Below are 18854 nucleotides of genomic sequence, written 5' to 3'. Positions count from 1 at the left end.
CCGAAAACAATCAACCCGAAGGGCTGCGTTGCCAGCCGCTGTCCAGCACCATGGTTCTGCCCGACCGGGGATAGGTGTCCCTCTCACCTGCCGCGACACGCCAGAACTTCAACGATAGGCCTGCGGGAACGACGCTAGCTATTCGGTCCGCCACGCCGATCCCGTCCGACTCTTCCGCCTGGACGACTTATGTACCGAGCTTTACCTGGGATAAGTGAGGTATATCGGTCAGACACGCTGTGACCGAGGGCACAGTGAACTCGATATTTTCATGACAGGTTGGAGCGGCTGATATCCTGCTCGATCCGTAACTGCTCAATCCATTGAATGGTTTGCGACAAGGGGCTGAATTGGGTGAGCGCAAATGTCGAATAGATCGGCGCGGTGGCGGGCAGGCAGCTGCGCCGCGCCCGCGTGCATGTTTGTGTGGTTCGCTTGCGCGAATCTGTCGAACGGCCCTGCCCTAGCTGAGCAGCACCATGTCGACAAGTACCGTCTGCAGACTGGCGACGTGATCGGCTTCGCTGTGATAGGCTATCCCGAGATGCAAAAGCGAGCTGTTATCGATCAGAGCGGTATAATTGTGTTGCCGGTCTTAGGCCCGCTAGACGTTCTCCAGAAGACAATAGAGGATGTTCGCAAGGAGGTAATCGAGGTTCTAAAACCGAAGTCCCTTCCGCAACGATCCGCCGACGGCACTGAGAGTTGGACTAATTTCTACCCAGATCAAATCATAATTGATATTGAGGAATACCGACCCGTCTATATTGACGGGGACATTGCTTCTCCGGGGACTCAGGCCTTCAGACCAGGAATGACTGTCCGACAAGCTGTGGCGGCTGGCGGCGGCTATAAGCTCGGTCGTGGTGAGCTTGAAAACCCTGAACTGACAGTGGCGGAGCTTGGCGGTCGCCTTGACGTTCTGCGCATCAAGTATCAGGAAAGCGAAATCAAAGCTGCTCGGATAGAGACGCAGCTGAGCGGGGCCATGGCGATTGAGGTTGCGGAGACCGAACGTGACCCGAGCCTCGAACCTCGTCGCAACGAAGCTTTGCAGCAGGAGCAGAAGCATCTTGAAGCTCTCTATGCGGATCAGGAGAAGGAGCGCGCTTCAATCAAGTTGGCCACGACCAAAGCGGCGGAACGGATGGGCTACCTGAAGGAGCAGCAGAAGGCGGATCAAGCGGGCGCGGCAGCGGATGCGGTGGAACTTCTTCGCCTCAAGAAGCTCTTCGAAAAAGGTCTGATCCAAATCACCAGGGTCAACGATGCTCAACGCGCGGTGCTCTTGTCAGCGACCCGCGCTTTGCAAACCAACGCTGAGATCTCTCGACTTGAACGCGACCAAGGCGATTTGCAGCGAAGCCTTGAGAAGCTTGCCGACCAAAGTCAAATTGACCTGCTGGCTAACTTGCAGGCCGAAAGCGCGGCGATGACGCAAATGCGCGCTGAGATGGATTCGTTGGCCAAACAAATCGCCTATGTGAGGCAGCTGCGCAGCGACCTTGTGGCCGAAGGGAGCCGGCGGGTTACGATAGGTGTAACCCGTTCCAATGAAGGACAGGCAGAGACGACCGGGGCGACTGAAGATACCTTGCTCGCTCCGGGTGACACCATCACAATTACGCTGCAGGCCCCGCCAGGAGCGGCGGTCGCGAACTAGCTAGCTAAATATGTATTATAGGCGGGCGACGGCCCGGGACTTGGTTTCGCCTTTTCTTACGCGGAGATAGAGCCCGCCGCCGTCGCTATATCGCCCGGTTTCAGCTTCTTGGCATGAATAGTAGTTTCAGCTAATATGTGCGGTGAACGACCCATCCCAGCAACTCTGTGCCGAGCGTTGCGGCGGATAGCAGCAAACGAAGAACGCTGAAACACAAAGACATTCAGTGGTTTTTGCGGACGCCTGCACACCAGCGGAGAAGGGTTCAGATGGCACTCTGTCCGTCAATCTCTCATCAGGTCTTTGCGAACTTTAGGCTGCTTGATTGTCTTATTGATGAATTGTCCCAAGATCATTTCCAGCCGTTCTGGGGGCGATCCCAGTGCTCTTCGTTCGGGCGTGAATAGGGGGATGGCGGAGCTGCCAGGCAATTCACAACACTCTGCCCACGCGCTCGTGGCGGTTATCATCCCTGCCTACAACGCGGAACCATTCATCGAGCGTACCTTGGCGTCCGTGCTCGCCCAAACGCATAGGAATATCGAAATGATAGTCGTTGACGATGGTTCGACCGACGGAACAGCATCGATCGTTCGACGACTGGCTGATGGCGACGGGCGCATCAAGTTGCTCCAACAGAAGAATGGTGGCGTCGCGTCGGCGCGGAATGCGGGGTTGCGGGCAAGCAAAGGCACCTTTATAGCGCCCGTAGACGCCGATGACCTCTGGCACCCGACCAAGCTCGAAAAGCAACTGCGTGTTTTCGCTGCGGCTGGCAATGATTTAGGGCTTGTCTATACACTTTACCGGACGATTGATGCCGATGATATGGTGATCATGACGCCGAAGCGGAGGCACCCGAATGGATGGGTGTTCATGCAGCATCTCGGACAGAATTTCATCGGCAACGGCAGTTCGGCGATGTTTCGGCGCGATGTTCTCTTCGAAATGGGTGGCTACTCCTCGCGATTGCGCGAGAGCGGTGCAGAGGGTTGCGAGGACTTCTTCATCCAACAAAGCATTGCCTCGAAATACCGCTTCGGCGCCGTTGAGGAGCATCTTGTCGGATATCGCCGAACCCCAGGGAATATGTCGGCAGATTTCGTGCGAATGCTCATCTCGCGTCGGTTGGTGCTCGAAAGCGTACTTGCCCGCTGCACAGAGGCGGTGAAGCCGGACTTGCTGGATGCGATGTTCCGTACCGATGTCGAGATTGCCAAGCTTGGGCTAATGACGCGCCGATTTGCGGCGGTCGCCAGGCACTGCACCAAAATGCTCTTCCGGTCACCTGTGCAGTTCGCGAAACTGGTTGCAGCAATCGCAGAGATTTTCTTGCGCGAGGTGAAGCGAGTGCTTCCGCAGCCGGAAACCCAGGACCGCAGCTCGGAGATCGGACGAAATTTTTGGAACTACTCTATTCATGAGTTTGCGGATTCGGCCGAGCATGCCAACCGCCGCGTGGGGCTCAGCAATCTTGCTGTAATGGACGAGAAACTTGGACCACGCGGAGCCTATTTGACGTGGCCTCCTGAACAAGGGACGCTTGCAATGCCCAACGAGGACACTAATTCCGGCAGCCTACTACGTCCCCTCGAGACATGAGATGAAGAAGCTGTTGTTGGCTGGAGGAGCAGGATTCATCGGGTCGCACCTGGTCGACCGCCTGCTCAAAAGAAACGATTTGGCCATGCTGGTTGTGGTCGACAGCCTATGGACCGGCAGGGCAGAAAACGTCGATCATACCCAAGATCATCGCCTAGTGATGGTCCGCTGCGAGGTGGAGCATTTCACATCCGATTTCCAATTCGACGAGATTTTCCATCTTGCGTCGCCCGCGTCGCCGCCAGTCTATATGCGGGAGCCCGAGCGGACCATCTCAGCAAATCTGATTGGCGCTGTGCGGCTTTTGAAGCTGCTCAAAAAGGGTGGGCGAATCTGCTTTGCGTCGTCCTCCGAGGTTTATGGAAATCCGTTGGTCAACCCGCTGCCCGAGACGTATCGGGGCTCAGTGGACTGTACCGGCCCGCGCTCTTCCTACGACGAAGGCAAGCGCTGCACCGAGGCGCTCCTCTTCGAGAGTAACCGTGTCCGTGGCGTCGATGTGCGGGTTGCCAGGATCTTTAACGTCTACGGTCCGCGCACTCGAGCCGATGATGGGCGTGCTGTTTCCAACTTTATCGCTAATGCGTTGTCCGGCAAGCCGATCGTCGTTCATGGTGATGGTCTCCAAACCCGCAGCTGGGGTTATGTCGACGATATTGTCGATGGGCTCGAACGGCTGTTCTGGCTGGAGAACTTCAATCATGTAGGAGCAGTCAACGTAGGAAACGACCGCGAAATTTCGGTGCTTGAGATCGCGCAGTATGTTGCTGGCCTCATTCCCGGAACGACAATTGTTCATGATGAGCCGGCGCCACAGGATCCGACCAACCGGCGTCCTGACCTGACACTGTGCCGAAGAATCCTGCCTGGGTGGTCGTGCAAAGTGCCCTATGAAGAGGGTCTCGTGCGCACCTTGCGCTGGTTTGAGGCCAACGGTGGAATTACGCAAATGAGGGCAACCCATGCGATCTAGAGCCGGCAATGATCGGCATGATTTGAGTTAGGCGGCGGCATGTACTGCGGAGCGGAAGGTGAATGAATCAACGGTTCGCGTGACCGTCCTTATTGTCACTTACAATCACGCACGCTACGTGGCGGCCGCAATCGACAGCGCTCTCATGCAAGAGGCCGATTTCGATGTCGAGATATTGATCAGTGAAGACTTTTCGACCGACGGTACCCGCGAGATTGTCGAGCGATATGTTTCCAACCATCCTGAAAAGCTGTCGGCGATCTATTCCGGCAGCAATGTGAGATCGAACGAAGTCGTCGCGAGGGGACTCCGGGTGGCGCGTGGGCGCTACGTCTCGATCCTCGATGGCGACGACCTGTGGACATCCAGAACCAAGCTGAAAGATCAGGCGGCCCATCTCGACGCGCACCCGGAACTCTCCGCAATATTCTATAATGCAGTCGTGGCAGATGGCGATGAGGTCACATCGACGCGATGGACGCGGGCGGACCAGAAACCCATCGTGACACAAAGGGATATCTGGGAAGGCAATCCTTTCGCAACTTGCGCCGGCATGATGCGAACCGCGTGCGTTCGAAACGTGCCGTCGTGGTATGCTGATTTCTTTCCGATTACTGACTGGCCGCTGTATGTGCTTTGCGCAAAGACAGCAGATCTCGCTTTCGTCGACGAGGTAGCAGGTGTCTACCGTCTGCATCCGGGCGGACTCGTATCGGCACTGCCAACTCGACCCAAGCTGGATGCGATCGAGGGATTTTACCGGCGCATGGCGCAGGTCATGGACACTCAAGGGGCAAATTCTGCGCGTGGCGGCTGCTCCCGCTACTTCTATGAATGGTCAATGCGGTATCTGGTAGAAGGCGATTTGCCATCGGCCAGATCGTGCTTCCTGCGGAGCCTTCGCGGCGGTGGTGTCGCACGTGAGGTGCCCAAACGCGACATTGCCAGGTTGGGGCTGCACCTTTTGAAGTCCTCGGTGCTCCAGAGATGACTGCGGTCCACGACTTCGAGTATCGCGATCCGATCTCGCCGTTGCCACGCGAGGCTGCTCGCCCGAAATGGTCGGTAATGATCCCCGCCTATAACTGCGCCCGCTTTCTTGCCGCAACGCTGGAAAGCGTGCTGGCGCAGGACCCCGGCCCGGCTCAGATGCAAATCGAGGTGGTTGACGACTGTTCGTCCGATGATCCGCAAAGAGTCTTGAATGAAATCGGTAGGAACCGCGTTGGCTTTTTCCACCAGCCGCAGAATCTAGGGCATATCGGCAACTTCCATACCTGCCTGGAACGTGCCCAGGGCGAACTCGTACATCTCCTGCACGGCGACGACGCTGTCCGCCCCGGCTTCTACGAATTGCTCGGACGAGGCTTCGATGCGGACCCGAGTACGGGCGCGGCATTCTGTCGGGCGATCTTCATGGATGCCCACGGACAGGAGCTGTCGATCCCGCCTGCAATGCAGTCAAGCCCCGGACGGCTCGAGAATGCGGCGGTTCGACTGGCGCTGGAACAGCATATCATGACGCCATCAATCGTGGTGCGGCGCGCGGTCTATGAAGAACTCGGTGCATTCGACCGGCGGCTGAAATGCAGTGAAGACTGGGAGATGTGGGTCCGTATCGCTTCTCAGTTTCCTGTCTGGTACGAACCGCAGGCCCTTGCACTTTATCGGATGCACCCCCAGTCGAACACAGGGCGCCATATCCGAAGTGCCGAGGACATGGCCTACACGCGAATGGCGATCGATATTTTCAAGAGCTATCTTCCAACCGAGCTTGCGGACGATGTCGCTGCGTCGGCCCGACGGACCTATGCGCTAAGCGCTCTCGATACTGCGCGGCGACTGCTCGGCGCCGGTGATTGGGCTGGCTGCCTGGCGCAGATGAGCGAAGCGTTCCGCTTCGATCCCTCACTCAAGACAATTGGGCGAATGCTGCGGCTCGTTGCAAGACAGGGAGGCAGGATTGTCCATCCTGGCTGAAACCGAGCAGCGGCCTGCAGGTCATCGGGAAGATGAACCGGTCCGGCTCGTTTTGGCCGGATGTGGCGCCGTCACAAAGCTGTACTATGCGGAAGCGCTTTCACGCCTGCAAAGCAGAGGCCAAGTTGCAGTCGCAGGGATATTCGATCCAGATGCGAAGCAGGCCGCACTCGTTCAGGCACGACTGCCCTCAGCCAAGGTTGCGGCCAGTTTCGACGGCCTTTTGGCGATGGACGCCGATATCGCGATCATTGCTTCGCCACCTGGATATCATGCTGATCAGTCGATACAGGCGTTGGAAGCCGGGATGCATGTTCTGTGCGAAAAGCCGATGGCCACGAGCAGCTCCGAAGCGGATCGTACCCTGGCGGCAGCGGCAGCCAACAATCTTCATGTGGCAACAGGGCTCGTCAGAAGGCAGTTCCCAGCGACGCGGTCGATAAAGGCCATGCTGGAGGCCGGAATGATCGGACGGTTACGAAGCGTCAGTTGTTTTGAGGGCGGCTCCTTCCAGTGGCCGGTTGCTTCGATGAGCTATTTCAGTTTCGCGGAATCCGGTGGTGGCGTGCTTCAGGATATCGGCACGCATTGCCTTGACCTCCTGACCTGGTGGTTTGGAGAACCCGATGAAATCCACTACGCCGATGACGCAATGGGCGGCGTCGAGGCGAACTGCCTTGTCCGGCTGCGTTTTGGCGACTTCGACGCGACAGTCAGGTTGAGCCGGGATTGGGCTCGCCCGAATCTGTACCGCCTTGAGGGCGAACGTGGCTCGATTTCCTGGACAGTCAATGAGACCGAGACTGTGGAGGTCGCCTTGAATGGAAGTCGCACGACAGGTTTCGCCTCCTTCACCAATGCCGACGGCCGGTCGCGCGATTTTGTCGATGCATTTTGCGATCAGATTTCGGGCTTGGTGGATGCGGTCCGAAATGGGGTCCCCCTTTCCGTGCCGGCCAGTGCTGGGCGCAAGGTGCTCGATCTGGTCGAGGGATGCTATGCCAGACGGAAACTGATGGACATGCCCTGGCTCGGTCCGGAAGAATTGCTCCATGTCGCTGCTTGCGCTGGGACCAGACAATGACTGGCACTGTTGCAGTGCTTGGCGCCAACGGCTTCATAGGTTGCCGTACAGTGGAGTTACTGCAACTTTCCGGCTGGGCGAATGTGAGGCCGATCGTTCGCAGGCCGGATGCTTTGGCCAGTCTGTCTCGCTTTGCGATTGACGCAATGGTGGCGGATGCGCGTGATCTTCAGGCTCTTACCGCGGCCTTTGCAGGCTGTCAGTACGTCGTACATGCAGTTGCCGGTGATGCCCGCATGATCGTCGATGCTATCGAGCCCGTCTATCGTGCAGCCGCCGCTGCCGGCGTGCTTCGTCTGATCTATCTCAGCAGCGCTTCCGTTCATGGCCAGTCGCCGCCGCTCGGGACGGACGAAACGAGCGCGCTGCATGACGATCAGACGATCGAGTACAACAATGCGAAGGTTCATGCCGAACGTCGACTCGGGCAACTGTCACGCGATGGCGCGGTGCAGGTAGTGGTGCTGCGCCCTGGAATTGTCTTTGGCCCACGCTCCCGTTGGACCGGGGGTTTTGCCGACGAGCTCATTGATGGGTCCGCCTACTTGGTGGATGGCGGCCGTGGTATCTGCAACAGCGCCTATGTCGACAATGTCATTCACGCGATCAAGCTTGCCATCCAAGTGCCCGAGGCGTCTGGGCGAACCTATCTGATCGGAGACCGGGAAGAGATCAGTTGGGCAGATCTTTGCCGACCGATCGCTGAGGCCCTGGGGTTCGACCTGGCCGCGATTTCGACTTCAGCGCCATTGTCGTTTGCTCCGAGTTGGAAACAAAGACTGAAGGAAAGCGGAGGATATCGGCGGCTTGTCGGAAGCCTGCCAGGGCCTGTTCGCAGCGGAGTGAAGGCAGGCTACGGCGAGTGGCGCAAGGCAGGACGCAAAGTGACCGCTGCGACTACGGCCCCAACGGTCATGGTATCGGAGGAGCGTGCACTGTTGCACCAGTGCCAGACGAAACTTCCATGGCGCAAGGCCGAGCATGAACTCGGATACCAGCCGGCTGTCAGCTTCGAGGAAGCATGTCGGCGATCGGTCGGCTGGTTGACCTTTGCCGGCTACCCGACCTGCCGAAACGGAGTGGGTGAGAGATGACCCGCCCCGCTGCATCCAGCGTTTCAGTTGTCATCACGACCTACAATCATGCGCGGTTCCTTGCCGAAGCGATCGACAGCGTCCGCAACCAGACCGTAAAGCCGGATGAGATCATCATTGTGGACGATGGGTCGTCGGACAATCCCGAAAGTGTTGTTCGTCGATATGACGACGTCCACTACATCCGCCAAAAAAACCAGGGTTTGGCCGCTGCCCGTAACACAGGGATGACGGCAGCGCGCGGCGAATTCATTGCCTTCCTGGATGCCGACGACAGGCTGCGCCCGGTGGCGCTCGCCACCAATCTTGCCTTGTTTTACGACAATCCCGATTGCGCGTTGGTCTACGGTGCCTACCGCGACATCGACGAGGCCGGTGCAGTCAGGAATACTGTGCCACTGAGGTGGGCCGGCGCGGACCCGTATCCAGGGTTCCTGACCGGCAACCTGATTGGAATGCATGCGACGGTGCTCTATCGCCGTCGGACATTGGAAGCCGCCGGCGGATTTGACCGGTCACTGCGGGCTTGCGAGGATTACGACGTCTACCTTCGCCTATCACGGGCGAACAAGATTGCCTGCACTGCGGAATACCTCGCAGATTACCGTCGGCACGCAAGGAATATGTCGAAGAGCAATCCCATGATGTTGCGCGCGGCGCTGAAGGTCCTTCGCCGGCAGCGGAACGTCGCGCAGACCAATCCTGATTGGGCGGCCGCCTACCGTCAGGGTGTCGAAAAATGGAAGTGCCATTATACGGACCTGCAACTGGCACAGCTTGGTACAGCGCTTCGATCCCGTTCTTCAGTCGCCGGTCAATTCAGCAGCATGATCGCCGTTGCGCTTGCAGCGCCGTTGCAGACCGCCGTGATGCTCCGGCATCGCATCAGGCGCCGTTCAAGTCGGCACCGCTCGAGCGCCCGGTTCGGTGACCTCGAGCGTACCGTACCCTTCAGCACGGAGTTCGGGTTTGATCGCGGCAAGCCAGTGGACCGCCGCTATGTCGAGACTTTCCTCGCGTCCTGTTCGTTGAACATATCCGGAAGGGTCCTGGAGATTGGCGACAACGCCTATACGATGCGTTTCGGAGGCAGTCGGGTTACCACAAGCGATGTTCTGAACCGTTATGACGGCCACCCGTTGACAAGCTTCGTGGGTGATCTGGCGAACGGCGAGGATCTGCCGTCCGAGACCTTCGATTGTATCGTGCTCACCCAGACCCTGCACCTTGTTTTCGATCTACCCGCTGCGGTCGCAACCCTGTGGCGGATCCTGAAGCCGGGAGGCGTACTCCTGATTACAGTCCCTTGGGTCAGCCCGATTGACAGGGGAGAATGGGGCGAGAGCTGGTACTGGTCGATTACTCCGGCTGCCCTAAGGCGAGTTCTGTCGGACAGGTTCGGGGCGAAGAACGTCGAAGTCAGTCACTATGGAAATGCATATTCTGCTACGGGCTTCCTCTACGGCCTGGCAGAACATGAGCTGAATTCGGCATTACTTGATGTGAACGACCCCTACTGTCCGGTAATAGTCGCGGCGCGGGCTTTCAGGCGATGAGCGGCGCCGTGACTGCGCGTCAAACTGTCAGCAAACTCCTGCAAGGGGCGCGCCTGCTTGCCGGTTTCAATCGACCTATGGTGCTGATGTATCACCGCGTCGGAGCACCGCCCGTCGATCCCTGGGAACTCGCGGTTTCGCCGCAAAATTTCGCACGCCAGATCGAAGTCTTGACGAAAGCGCGTGACATTGTTCCCATGCAATGGTTGGCGCAACGGCTTCGCGAGGGACGGCCACCGAGAAATGCGGTGGCAATCACCTTTGACGACGGCTACGCGGATGTCCTCCAAAACGGCGTGCCGATCCTGCGGCGTATGAACTGTCCTGCGACTGTCTTCGTCACCACCCATGCGATCACCGATCCGTCAGTGTTCTGGTGGGATATTCTATCCCGCATCATTTTGGAAACGCCAGCTCTCCCGAATGCTCTGGAGATCGAGATCGCTGGCCGAAACTATGACTGGCGCGTGGGGAAGGACGCAATGCAGGCGGACTCCAATAACGCGATCAACCGCACGAAGCTCCATTTCGACTTGCACGCACTGCTGAAGCCGTTGAGAGCACACGAACGCGAGAAGGCGCTGGAGCGGCTTGCAAGATGGGCAGGAACCGACGCCAGTCCCCGAGGGAGCGATCGCGCCATGACGCATTCGGAGCTGCGGCAGCTCGCCGATATCGATGGCATTTCGATCGGCGCCCACACCCGCACGCACCCATCCTTGCCGCTGCTGAAACGGGACGATCTAAAACGCGAGATTTCGGGCAGCCGCCAAGAATGCGAGGAGATTACCGGACGTCGGGTGGTGGGATTCGCATATCCGTTTGGAGATTTCAATGGCAGCACCGCCAACGCCGTAAGGTCTGCCGGCATGGACTACGCAGTAACCGCCCTGCCGCGTGAAGCCGAGCCTCGCGTCGACCCTTTCCGACTGCCGCGCGTCACGGTCGCCGATTGGGATGAGGCTGACTTTCGGCGCATGGTGCTATGCCATGGCTGACAACTCAGGCGCACAGCCGCGTGTCACGGCAATTATAGTCGTGTTCAACGGTGAGAGGTATCTCCGGGAAGCTGTCGATAGCATTGTAGGTCAAAGCTTCGTCGACTGGGAACTCCTCGTTGTCGACGATGGCTCGACTGACCAGTCGTCCACCATCATACGCGGCTATGAGCAGCGCCTGCCGGGCAAGGTTCGGCTATTGTCTCATCACGACAACCGCAATCATGGTATCAGTGCCTCGCGCAACCTTGGGCTGGCGGAGGCGCGCGGCGCCTACGTCGCGTTTCTCGACGCAGACGATACATGGCTACCCGAAAAGCTTTCCGAACAGGTCTCCATCATGGAAAGCGATCCGGCGCTAGGCATGATCTATGGCCGGACTCTGATCTGGTATAGCTGGGATGAGGCTGCTGATCGTGCTGACTTCCACTACCCGCTCGGCGTCGAACCAGACGCCCGTTATGAGCCACCGATGCTGCTGGAGCTCCTGCTGCAGAATGAGGTCCAGACGCCGACAACTTGTAATGCCCTGATGCGTTCAAGCTTGTTCGCAACGCTTGGGGGATTCGAGAACAGCTTTCGCCTGATGTTCGAAGATCAAACATTCTTTGCCAAGGCGCTCGCATTCGCACCCGTCTACGTATCCGGCCGCATTTGGGCAAAATACCGCCAGCACGCTGACAGCTGCTCGGTTGCCTCCGCCAGGGCAGGCGCTGACGAGGCCGCGCGTATCGCGTTTCTCAAGTGGCTGAATGGCGTGATGGCGGATCAGGGCGCCTCTTTGCGCATTCGTTCCGCTATCTGGAAAGTGCGCGCGCGCGAAACCTGGAAAGCGAACAAGCGAAGTATCAAGAGACGGCTTCAACGATGACTTCCCTGCGGCGGGTGACGATCATAACCCCCTTCCTCAATGCGGAGGCAACTCTGGGCGAAGCGATCGCCAGCGTCTGGGACCAGACGGTTACGGATTGGGAGCTCTTGCTAGTCGACGATGGCTCGACGGATGACAGTGTCAAGATCGCCAATGATGTTGCGGCAACCGATCCCCGAATTAAGGTGCTGCGCAGGCCTCCCGGATCCAAGCGTGGCGCCGCGGCAGCGAGAAACGCCGGAATAGAGGCCAGCAGCGGCGATTTGCTTGCCTTCCTGGATGCAGACGATCTGTACGAACCGCATATGCTCGAGACGGTTCTGGCGGCAGCCGATGCCAACCCGGAAGCCGCAATGATCTTCGGGCCGACGAGATGGTGGTATCCAGACGGTGAGAGCCCCGACTGGATCGAGCCGACGGACGGGCTTGCCGGCCGTTTGCATCAACCTCCGCGGCTTCTAAGTCGGCTTCTGCTGATGCAGGATGGTCACGTTCCGTGCACCTGTTCCGTATTGGTTCGCCGGAGTGCCATCGAACTTGTCGTCGGCTTCGAGGAACGCTTCCGGCTCTACGAGGACCAGGCGCTGTGGGTTAAGCTGTTTTTGCGCTACCCGGCCTATGTCACACCAATCTGTCTTTCGCGTTATCGGCAGCACTCCGGCTCGGTGTCGGCCGATGCGGCCAAGCGTGGCCTTTATGATCGCATGGCCTCGCATGCGGCCCGCGCACCCTTTCTCGACTGGCTCACCGAATACGTTGTCAAAAGCGGGATAAAGGATCCGAAGCTCGATCGCGCAATTCGCCTCGCGCGATCGCCTTACACCAGCGAGCCAACCGTTCGAAACAAGGCCGATCGGCTTTCATTGAAAGCCGCAATGCAGCTCGCGCGGCTTCGTCATCGCTTTGCGCGAAAACTTGCTCGCCTTTACAGGTTGATGACCGGGAGCGTCAACAGATCGTGACCACCAATTGGTGAGTGCGTCAGCGATACGCCCCAGGCTCGTTCATCCTCGACGAAGCATGGTGAAAGCTCCCCGGACAACCCTGCGTCTCCACGACTTGGCCGTAGGCGGCGTCTCCACATCGTTCCGTTCGGCTGTCAAATCGCGGACGGGCTGAAGGCCGGCCCTGAACGCTTCCATTCGCTCGGGCAATTGACGGGCGCGGAACGAGGCCTCGACCTCGTCACCGGTCAGGCTGTCCAACAGCCGCTCGCGGGTTTGAAGCAGGAGTTTCTCGGCGCCCGACGCGCACTCTCCTGCCAACCGCTTTGCCTCGGGACTCAAGGCGAAATCCAGCGCCTGAGCTAGTTGCCGCTCGTCGATCTGGTCCAGCGTGAGCACGTTCGGCCAGCCAACCCGGGTGCATTGCTTGGCGATCTTGCCGCTGCCCGGCACCGTATCGATTGCAAGCGCCGGCACGCCATTCTTCAGGGCAAGAATGAGGCCGTGCAGGCGCGTCGTAATGAGAACGTCGACTCGCGCGATCAGCGCTTCGACTTCTCCGGGGGTGCGCAGACCCCCCTCATTGACGTCGAGCCGGGTGTCGATGCCAACGACGGCGAGCTCGCGGGCTTCGATCAGTTTCGCGATCGCCGCGTTGGTGCGCGCGACTTCCGCTCCCGGATGCTCCTCGACGAGGCAGACGCCGACGACCGGAGGAAGATCCTGCCGCGCCGTGAAGACCATATCCGGATTGGTTACGGCTGAACTGTCACGCTCGATCAGCAGATCGAACGGGTTCCATTCGTCCAACGGGAGGTCCATCGACAAGTTCAGCCCGATGAGCCGGCATCGCGCGAAATGCCCGAGGAATTCCGCTTCAAATTCGCCGCGGCCAAACGGACCGCAAACGAAGATCACGTGGGAATAGTCGCCAGGATCGAGCAGTCGCCAGTTTAAGCCGCCGGCAAAGGGCGGATCGGTCGCCAGATCGTAGGCAATGGATCTTTCGTCGAGCCATCGGCAAAGAACGTCGCGTGACAACAGGTCGCCGGCCGTGGCGTGCCCGCGTGCGAAACTGAACCAGCCGGCCACCAGTATCTTCATCGATATCCTAGCCTACGTTCCCCTGGTCCAGCGGTGAGGCATCGTCATGCTGCCGTACCCTGGCTCTGCATTGACCAGCCGTCCGCCGAGGACGCCCGGCTGCACATCGAAGGTCGCCGCACCCTCGACGCGATCCTCGAGCTCACCATCCCGCGATGTCAGCGCGGCATTGATGCGATAGCGGCCGGGACGCAGCAGGAAGGGCTGGAACTCGCAAACAAAACTGTCACCGACGAGCTCGCCGTCAGAATGCTCGGCAGAGTCGAATGAGGTCACGGCATCACCGAACTCGTCGTAGATTGTGAAAGAACAATCGACCAGCGACCGGTCGCCAGCGGCACGGAAACGAAAACGAGTGCGCTGGCCGGAGGTCGGGACGCTCGCATCGCCTTCGATCTCGATCGCCGTCAAGCGAACCCGCCCGCGACCGGAGCGGACGGCGCGAGTGGCGAGATCCTCCGCGGCCTGGTCCGTGATGGTCCGAAGGTAAGTTTCGATCACTTTTGCAGTGGGGCCGTCTGCCTTGATCATGCCGTCGCCGATAAGGATCGCCCGGTTGCATAGTTTCTGGACCACGGACAACTGGTGGCTGACGAAGATGACCGTGCGGCCAGTCTGCGCGATCTGCCCCACCTTGCCGATGCACTTGTTCTGGAATGCCGCATCACCGACCGCCAACACCTCGTCTACGACAAGGATGTCGGGCTCGACATGCGCCGCCACGGCAAAGGCGAGCCGCAAGTACATACCGCTTGAGTAACGCTTGACGGGCGTGTCGAGAAACGGCTCGACGCCGGAGAAATCGACGATTTCATCGAGTCTGGATCTGATCTCGGCGCGCCGCATGCCGAGTATCGCTCCGTTGAGATAGATGTTCTCGCGACCGGTGAGCTCCGCATGGAACCCCGTGCCGACCTCCAGCAAAGCTCCCAGCCGTCCGCGTATCGTCGCGCGACCGGAAGTCGGCTCCACAATCTGCGCCAGTATCTTGAGAATTGTGCTTTTTCCCGCGCCGTTGGGTCCGATCACGGCGAGGACTTCGCCTGCGCGCACCTCGAAGGAGACGTCCTTCAGGGCCCAGAATTGATCGTCTCCACTGTTGCGCCGGCCCAAATCTGGCTTCCTGTGATGGATTCGCCTTGCGCCGCTGGCCAGCGCGTCCCGCAAGGTAGGGAAGCTGTTGTTCGCCACCCCCAGTCTGTAAGCCTTGGAGAGATTGGTGGCTTGAATCACTGTGTCGGTCATTGCTCAGATCAGATCCGGAAACGCGCGTTCGGACTTTGAGAAAATAGCCAGTCCGGCAACGAGAAGGGCCAGTGAGGAGAGGGTCGATATCGAGATCATGACCCAATCGGCGGGCGTGCCCAGTACACTCCAGCGCACGGCTTCGACTATCCCGACCATAGGGTTCAGGCTGTAGAGTGGCCGCCAGAAGGGGGGCACGAGATTGCCCGGATAGACAACCGGGGTCATGAACAGAACGATCTGGAGGCTGAACGGCACGAGATACCCCACATCGCGAAAGCGGACGTTGATCGCAGATAGTGCCACTCCCAGCCCCGTCGCCGACGCTGCCATGACGAGCACGAACAGTGGCAGGAAGAGAACCTGCGGTGCCGGCCAGCTTCCGAATGCCAACAGCGCAGCGAACAAAAGAGCGAAGCCGACGATCATATCGGTCAGGCACGTGGCCATAGCAGACATGGGAATGATCAGACGCGGAAAATAGACGCGCTTCACCAGTTCCTGGTTGCCGACAAGACTTCCCGTCATGCTGCCAACCGCTCGCGAAAAAAAATTCCATGGCACGAGCCCACAAAGGACAAACAGCGGGTATGGCGCGCCGTTTGATGAGATGCCAACGAGTCGGCCAAAGAAGACGCTAAAGACCGACATGGCAACGAGGGGCTGCAGCATTGCCCAAAGCACACCCAGATAAGTCTGGCGGTATTTGACCTTGAAATCGCGCCAGGCCAGGAAGAACACAACTTCCCGATATCGCCAAAGCTCGGAAAGGTCGATCAGCCGCCGCTTGCGGCACGGATCGATCACCGTCTCAACAGTTGCAGGTTGCGGGTCTGTCCGAACCGACACTATGATGGCGTCCCTGCTTACTTGACGGCCCATTGAGGCCTACATTTCCGCGCAGTGCAATCAGGACTTTCTCCGAAGTCTGTCCCAGGAAAATGCGCAGGGAGCCTTCTTTGCCTCATCGCGGCGCCCTGAGCTTCATCTTTCGAAATTTACCCGCAATGCGGCGACCGCCGCACGATGGCTGAAGGACGCCGGCGATGGTTCGACCGACGGCGTCGTCGCCAGGCTGCTTGGCGATGCCTACCGGCCTGGGGAGCACGCGATGATCAAGGTGGAAAGAATGCGTACGGCCGATTGCGTCGTCGGCGGATTTTGCTACTTGGCCGAGCGTCGTGAAGTCGGCTTTCTCTTGCTTGGGCTTTACGACGAGGAGGGCAAGCTCGACGATGTCGGCTTCACGTCGACCATCGACAACTAGGCAAGGCCGGCCCTTACAAGACGGTTGGAAAGCCTTCGTGCCAAACCGGGTTTCACGGGCAAGGCGCCGGGCGGACCGAGCCGCTGGAGCACGGAACGCAGCGGCCATTGGGAGCCTTTGAAACCTGAGTTGGTCGTGGAAGTTCGTCTCGATCACGTGACGGCGACCGTTTCCGGCATGGCACCAAGTTGTTGCGCTGGCGGCCCGACAAGAAACCTCGCCAATGCACATTCGAGCAGATCGGTTAGATCGCCAGAGCGGGGGCAATTAAGCCCGCACTAATAATAAACTGAAGAGGTGCGCTTGTGGTCAGGCGATTTCGTCCCTTCATAACCTGGGATAAAGTCACTCGGGCAAGCCAGCGTCGGCCGCGACGCCTATCGCGACGCCGGCTGCACTGGCTGCGTGCTGGTCCCCGCCCGTGCTGGTTTTGGGTGTCTGGACCTTTTGGACCTCGGATTTTTATCGATAGGCCGGCTGTTGGGATCTGCTTCTTCCGTTTACGCCGCTCGGTGCGTCAATGTTGTAGGCTCCGGGTGAGCATATTGCTCTTCGTGCATTTTGCAGGTCTAGTGTAAATTCTGCTGTCATCATTGCGAGTGTCCTGGTGCGGCGCTCCACCAGCAAATTTCCGGTTGCCGAAGCGCTCTCCGCGATAGGTAGAGGACTCGGAAGGTGTTACGGAAAACGGAGCGTCACCTGGGCGACACCTTGCCTGCAATCCGTAAAAATGCCGTCTGGCGGCCATTGTGGCAAATGCAATGAATCGCGCTGTCTGAGTGGGCCCAGCAATCTTTATGCAGGCGGTCGACAGCAGGCGGAATGCCAATCTCATAGGTAACTGGCAGCGATCAATCATCTGAGAAAGATCTGGGGGGCAGAAGCGAGCTTCGGGAAACAAAAGTTGAACCCAGGATCCTGCACCTTCCGGCAGCTAAAATTACCATGGACCCATTGAGCAACTCCTCACGCTCTGTCAGAGAGCTGCAGTTCCTGACTGCATATTATGCGACCTTGGGCTCCGGAGCTCGGAGAATTCCAAGGGAACGTGACGCAGCAGAGGACCTACCTAAGATGAACGCCATCGCGGTTTGGCCCGCCGCTCCCACGGCGAAGAGATGCAGTTTCTGCAGAGAGAACACCCACAGCCTCCGCGCGGGCTAGCGCAACCAACTCATCGCAGTGATATGTGAGCTAGCAGCGACCTTGTTATACCTCCGGCGCTCCACCACGGCGGCCCACCTTACCTGGCGCAGCGCGGATGTGGGGTGCAACTGCCTTTTCCAAGCGCATCATGTGGTCGATCATCCACGCTTGAACTTCGAGGCGCTGTTCTGCGTCGCGGTATCCACCAACGTTTGAAATCCTTCGAAGATGGCAGCTACCGCGAGCCTCGTCCCAATCCCAATCGAGGCTGTCGCCGAACGAGGCTTCAATCTGGTCTTTGGCTTCAAGTAACTGATCGAATATTTTCTTGTTTTCCCCCGCGTTCCTCCGCTCAATAGCCAGTCCAACTTCGCAGTCGTGCTGCCGAATGCGATAAGCATACGCTAGTCCAGACACTCCTGCCCCTGTTTGGACCCAAGTATCTGAGGTTGGTGAAAGGTTCGCGTGCAGCGGTGTTTGCGCCTTGGCGCGTTCCAGAAGCTCTCTCCAGAATTCCTCCCGAAGGCGGTAACGCTCTTCGCCACGTTTTGCCTCCCGACGCTCCTCCGATTGCTCGCGGATTTTCACCTGATACGCCTCGGCCTCCGGGAGTGGGATTACCTGTTGAACATCGAGCAGGAGTTTCCCTTGGAAACTATATGGTATCAGCCTGACACAACGAATCTCGATCTCTCTCTCGATGAGCCACATGACGGTCGTAGTCAGTTCCTGCGAGAAGTCGGCGGAGGCTAGGACGATCCGAACATCCTGAGCAAACTCGCTCTCTCGCGGCTCACCCCAGCCAAGGAAGTCGAGCAGGTCACGTTCGGCGTCCCTCTCAAGGCCTCGTTTGCGGATGTAGTCGGCATAGACCTGGATAGCTCGCTTGTAGGTAAGGGTGGAAACCATCGCTGCGTAGCGCAGCGCTTGGAGCTCCATATGCTCGCCAGTCTCTGTGCGTTTCAGCTCAACAACGACTAAGCTTGCGTCCTTTGAGACCCCCAGCAAATCTATACGTCGGCCACTGCCCGACCACTCTGAGAATTCTTCCGCGATCACAAGCGTGTCGGGTGATATGACGCTTACATGATCACGAATGAGGGCTTGCAAGTTCTTACGTTCGCCAATGCCTTGCTCCGCAAAGGTCGTTCGCGTCAACTCCGTCAGGTCGCTCTCTCCAAAACTATAGATTGGCATTCGATTCTCGCATCTGCCGGCGCTATCGAACTTCTTCGAAACGACGCGGCGATCTCATCCTGTTGAACCCAGATGAACGTAAGCTGTGTCTAAGTTCGAGGCTTACCTCCAACAGTTCCGACTTTGCGGC

15 protein-coding genes and 1 pseudogene are annotated in these 18854 nt (G+C 58.6%); 12 read left to right on the top strand and 4 right to left on the bottom strand.

The window, feature by feature from the left end; genetic code table 11:
* The first annotated feature begins 418 nt into the window (after positions 1-418).
* From LHFGNBLO_RS17675 to LHFGNBLO_RS17625, 11 genes are all read left to right on the top strand, one after another.
* Positions 419-1663, top strand: a complete 1245-nt coding sequence (locus LHFGNBLO_RS17675) for a polysaccharide biosynthesis/export family protein (protein ID WP_258609397.1) — start codon at positions 419-421, stop codon at positions 1661-1663.
* Positions 1664-2074: 411 nt separating this feature from the next.
* Entirely contained in the window at positions 2075-3265 is a 1191-nt protein-coding gene (locus LHFGNBLO_RS17670) for a glycosyltransferase family 2 protein (protein ID WP_258609395.1), read from the top strand.
* A 1-nt stretch (position 3266) separates the two neighbouring features.
* Complete coding sequence (locus tag LHFGNBLO_RS17665; protein ID WP_258609393.1) at positions 3267-4238, top strand: NAD-dependent epimerase/dehydratase family protein; 972 nt, start codon at positions 3267-3269, stop codon at positions 4236-4238.
* Between the two features lie 58 nt (positions 4239-4296).
* Entirely contained in the window at positions 4297-5229 is a 933-nt protein-coding gene (locus LHFGNBLO_RS17660; protein WP_258609392.1) for a glycosyltransferase, read from the top strand.
* Positions 5226-6218 (top strand): glycosyltransferase family 2 protein, encoded by a 993-nt coding sequence (locus LHFGNBLO_RS17655; RefSeq protein ID WP_258609391.1) that lies wholly within the window; start codon positions 5226-5228, stop codon positions 6216-6218. The genes LHFGNBLO_RS17660 and LHFGNBLO_RS17655 overlap by 4 nt, the downstream gene beginning before the upstream one ends.
* Positions 6202-7302, top strand: coding sequence for a Gfo/Idh/MocA family protein (locus LHFGNBLO_RS17650; protein WP_258609390.1), 1101 nt, complete (start codon positions 6202-6204; stop codon positions 7300-7302). The genes LHFGNBLO_RS17655 and LHFGNBLO_RS17650 overlap by 17 nt, the downstream gene beginning before the upstream one ends.
* A complete protein-coding gene (locus tag LHFGNBLO_RS17645; RefSeq protein ID WP_258609389.1) occupies positions 7299-8396 on the top strand; it encodes an NAD-dependent epimerase/dehydratase family protein in 1098 nt (365 codons plus the stop codon). The genes LHFGNBLO_RS17650 and LHFGNBLO_RS17645 overlap by 4 nt, the downstream gene beginning before the upstream one ends.
* Positions 8393-9952 carry a bifunctional glycosyltransferase/class I SAM-dependent methyltransferase gene (locus LHFGNBLO_RS17640; RefSeq protein WP_258609388.1) on the top strand — a complete coding sequence of 520 codons (1560 nt, stop codon included), beginning with the start codon at positions 8393-8395 and terminating at the stop codon, positions 9950-9952. The genes LHFGNBLO_RS17645 and LHFGNBLO_RS17640 overlap by 4 nt, the downstream gene beginning before the upstream one ends.
* Complete coding sequence (locus LHFGNBLO_RS17635; protein ID WP_258609387.1) at positions 9949-10950, top strand: polysaccharide deacetylase family protein; 1002 nt, start codon at positions 9949-9951, stop codon at positions 10948-10950. The genes LHFGNBLO_RS17640 and LHFGNBLO_RS17635 overlap by 4 nt, the downstream gene beginning before the upstream one ends.
* On the top strand, positions 10943-11821 hold the full coding sequence (locus LHFGNBLO_RS17630; RefSeq protein ID WP_258609386.1) for a glycosyltransferase family 2 protein: 879 nt from the start codon (positions 10943-10945) through the stop codon (positions 11819-11821). Before LHFGNBLO_RS17635 ends, LHFGNBLO_RS17630 begins: the two co-directional genes overlap by 8 nt.
* The gene (locus LHFGNBLO_RS17625) at positions 11818-12783 is read left to right on the top strand and encodes a glycosyltransferase (RefSeq protein WP_258609384.1); all 966 of its coding nucleotides are present in this window, start codon (positions 11818-11820) and stop codon (positions 12781-12783) included. The genes LHFGNBLO_RS17630 and LHFGNBLO_RS17625 overlap by 4 nt, the downstream gene beginning before the upstream one ends.
* Positions 12784-12825: 42 nt before the next feature.
* On the opposite strand, the gene LHFGNBLO_RS17620 is transcribed toward LHFGNBLO_RS17625, so the two are convergent.
* Genes LHFGNBLO_RS17620 through LHFGNBLO_RS17610 form a run of 3 tightly spaced genes read right to left on the bottom strand, consistent with a single transcriptional unit; the run spans position 12826 to position 15996 of the window.
* Positions 12826-13869 (bottom strand): polysaccharide pyruvyl transferase family protein, encoded by a 1044-nt coding sequence (locus LHFGNBLO_RS17620; protein WP_258609382.1) that lies wholly within the window; start codon positions 13867-13869, stop codon positions 12826-12828.
* A gap of 12 nt (positions 13870-13881) precedes the next feature.
* Complete coding sequence (locus LHFGNBLO_RS17615) at positions 13882-15114, bottom strand: ABC transporter ATP-binding protein (RefSeq protein ID WP_258609380.1); 1233 nt, start codon at positions 15112-15114, stop codon at positions 13882-13884.
* Between the two features lie 3 nt (positions 15115-15117).
* On the bottom strand, positions 15118-15996 hold the full coding sequence (locus LHFGNBLO_RS17610; RefSeq protein WP_258609378.1) for an ABC transporter permease: 879 nt from the start codon (positions 15994-15996) through the stop codon (positions 15118-15120).
* 94 nt (positions 15997-16090) lie between these two features.
* Between LHFGNBLO_RS17610 and LHFGNBLO_RS17605 the strand changes: the two are divergent.
* Positions 16091-16629, top strand: a pseudogene (locus LHFGNBLO_RS17605) (ATP-dependent DNA ligase); the annotation flags it as partial.
* A 961-nt stretch (positions 16630-17590) separates the two neighbouring features.
* Here the strand turns inward: LHFGNBLO_RS17605 and LHFGNBLO_RS17600 are convergent.
* The gene (locus tag LHFGNBLO_RS17600; RefSeq protein WP_258609376.1) at positions 17591-18724 is read right to left on the bottom strand and encodes a DUF4268 domain-containing protein; all 1134 of its coding nucleotides are present in this window, start codon (positions 18722-18724) and stop codon (positions 17591-17593) included.
* Between the last annotated feature and the right edge of the window lie 130 nt (positions 18725-18854).

Origin of the sequence: Mesorhizobium sp. AR10, assembly GCF_024746795.1 — a bacterium.
Taxonomy (GTDB): Bacteria; Pseudomonadota; Alphaproteobacteria; order Rhizobiales; family Rhizobiaceae; genus Mesorhizobium.
This window is presented reverse-complemented; position numbering and strand designations above follow the sequence as displayed.

What these genes read in the sequence shown, in the direction of transcription:
- LHFGNBLO_RS17675 (WP_258609397.1), top strand. Translation starts at nt 419, where the DNA reads ATGTTTGTGTGGTTCGCTTGCGCGAATCTGTCGAACGGCCCTGCCCTA.
- LHFGNBLO_RS17670 (WP_258609395.1), top strand. Translation starts at nt 2,075, where the DNA reads ATGGCGGAGCTGCCAGGCAATTCACAACACTCTGCCCACGCGCTCGTG.
- LHFGNBLO_RS17665 (WP_258609393.1), top strand. Translation starts at nt 3,267, where the DNA reads ATGAAGAAGCTGTTGTTGGCTGGAGGAGCAGGATTCATCGGGTCGCAC.
- LHFGNBLO_RS17655 (WP_258609391.1), top strand. Translation starts at nt 5,226, where the DNA reads ATGACTGCGGTCCACGACTTCGAGTATCGCGATCCGATCTCGCCGTTG.
- LHFGNBLO_RS17645 (WP_258609389.1), top strand. Translation starts at nt 7,299, where the DNA reads ATGACTGGCACTGTTGCAGTGCTTGGCGCCAACGGCTTCATAGGTTGC.
- LHFGNBLO_RS17640 (WP_258609388.1), top strand. Translation starts at nt 8,393, where the DNA reads ATGACCCGCCCCGCTGCATCCAGCGTTTCAGTTGTCATCACGACCTAC.
- LHFGNBLO_RS17635 (WP_258609387.1), top strand. Translation starts at nt 9,949, where the DNA reads ATGAGCGGCGCCGTGACTGCGCGTCAAACTGTCAGCAAACTCCTGCAA.
- LHFGNBLO_RS17630 (WP_258609386.1), top strand. Translation starts at nt 10,943, where the DNA reads ATGGCTGACAACTCAGGCGCACAGCCGCGTGTCACGGCAATTATAGTC.
- LHFGNBLO_RS17625 (WP_258609384.1), top strand. Translation starts at nt 11,818, where the DNA reads ATGACTTCCCTGCGGCGGGTGACGATCATAACCCCCTTCCTCAATGCG.
- LHFGNBLO_RS17620 (WP_258609382.1), bottom strand. Translation starts at nt 13,869, where the DNA reads ATGAAGATACTGGTGGCCGGCTGGTTCAGTTTCGCACGCGGGCACGCC.
- LHFGNBLO_RS17615 (WP_258609380.1), bottom strand. Translation starts at nt 15,114, where the DNA reads ATGACCGACACAGTGATTCAAGCCACCAATCTCTCCAAGGCTTACAGA.
- LHFGNBLO_RS17610 (WP_258609378.1), bottom strand. Translation starts at nt 15,996, where the DNA reads ATGGGCCGTCAAGTAAGCAGGGACGCCATCATAGTGTCGGTTCGGACA.
- LHFGNBLO_RS17600 (WP_258609376.1), bottom strand. Translation starts at nt 18,724, where the DNA reads ATGCCAATCTATAGTTTTGGAGAGAGCGACCTGACGGAGTTGACGCGA.